1 protein-coding gene is annotated in these 1,512 nt (G+C 71.0%); it reads right to left on the reverse strand.

The window, feature by feature from the left end; translation table 11 throughout:
• Nucleotides 1-37: 37 nt before the first annotated feature.
• Nucleotides 38-1,246 (reverse strand): IS110 family transposase, encoded by a 1,209-nt coding sequence (locus ACFW22_RS35840; RefSeq protein WP_384887867.1) that lies wholly within the window; start codon nt 1,244-1,246, stop codon nt 38-40.
• Nucleotides 1,247-1,512 lie beyond the last annotated feature (266 nt).

The following is a 1,512-nucleotide window of genomic DNA, read 5'->3' on the forward strand; positions in this document are numbered from 1 at the left end:
GGGGGTGCCTCTATGTCCTTCGTCAAGGTCGAGCGCGTCATGCGGCGGCCGGTTCGGGGGTGCGGGTCTCGTAGAAGGTCCCGTCGCGGAGCATGGCGAACAGGACGCTGATGCGTTGGCGTGCGAGGCGGAGGAGGGCCTGGGTGTGGGTCTTGCCTCGGGCTCGCTGCCTGTCGTAGTAGGTGCGTGAGGCGGGGTCGTGCAGGGCGGCGAACGCGGACAGGAACATGGCCCGTTTCAGGAGCCGGTTCCCGGTCCGTGGGGCGTGTTCGCCGTGGATGGAGGACCCGGAGGATTTCGTCGCGGGTGCGAGGCCGGCGTAGGAGGCCAGGTGGGCGGCGGTCGGGAACGACGAGCCGTCGCCGATGGTGACCAGCAGGGTGGCGGCGGTCCTGACCCCGATGCCGGGCATCGAGGTCAGGACCTTCGAAAGAGGGTGGGCCGCCAGAAGCTCGCTGATCTGGGCCTCCACGGCCCGGCGTTGTTCGTGGACGGCGGCCAGCGAGCGGGCCAGCGAGGGCACCACCGCATCCAGTGTCCCGGTGCCCGGGACGACGACGGTCTGTTCGTCGAGTGCGTCGAAGATGTCGTCCACCAGGCGCTCGGCCATGCGCGGGGCCTTGGGCCGTATCAGGCTCACGAGCCTGCGGCGTCCGGCCTTGCGCAGGGCGGCCGGTGATCCGTGTCGCTCCAGCAGGTAGGTGACGGCGGGGTGGTCGAGGCGGGGTCCCAGGACGCGTTCCAGCGAGGGGTGGAACTGGGTGAGCAGGCCGCGGAGCCGGTTGCTGGTGCGGGTGGCCTCGGCGGCGAGGTCCTGGTCGAAGCCGGTCAGGACGGTCAGCTGGGCCGCGGTCTCGTCCGCGAGCTCGAGGGCGCGGAGGGTGTGGGGCATGGTGCGGGCCGCGTCCGCGATCACGTGGGCGTCGCGGGCGTCGGTCTTGGCCTCGCCGGGGTAGAGGTCGGCGATGCGACGCATCGCCAGCCCGGGCAGGTAGGCGACCTCGCAGCCGGAGTCCCGGGCCACCGCCAGTGGCAGGGCGCCGATCGAGGCCGGCTGGTCCACGATGACCAGCACACGGCCGAACTTCGCGGTGAGTTTGTCGAAGACGGCCCGCAGCTTGGGTTCGCTGTTGGGCAGCCGCTTGTCGAAGACGGTCTTGCCCGCGGCGGTCAGGCCGTGGCCGTGGTGGTCGCCCTTGCCGACGTCCAGGCCGAGGAAGACCGCGATCTCACTGGTGTCGAGCACCGCACCCCCCGAGGGTGGTCGTTCTTCCGTCCCGGCCTCGGCCAACGGCACCGCACGCGCGCATCCACGTTACGCAGACCTGCCACCCGCGATCGGCCGGGCATTGCGCTCGGCCAGGTGACGGTCAGGCCTCTCATCAGCGGTCAAACGGTGCTCCGGGCCACGGTGACACCACCCCCCAGGTCATGCCTTCGACAGGGGGCAACAGTCATGCCGGGCCCGGAGGCCAGGAGCCCCATTTCAGGGCCACGGAAAAGGTAACGGGG

The organism is Streptomyces sp. NPDC058872 (genome assembly GCF_042743065.1).
Lineage (GTDB): Bacteria > Actinomycetota > Actinomycetes > Streptomycetales > Streptomycetaceae > Streptomyces.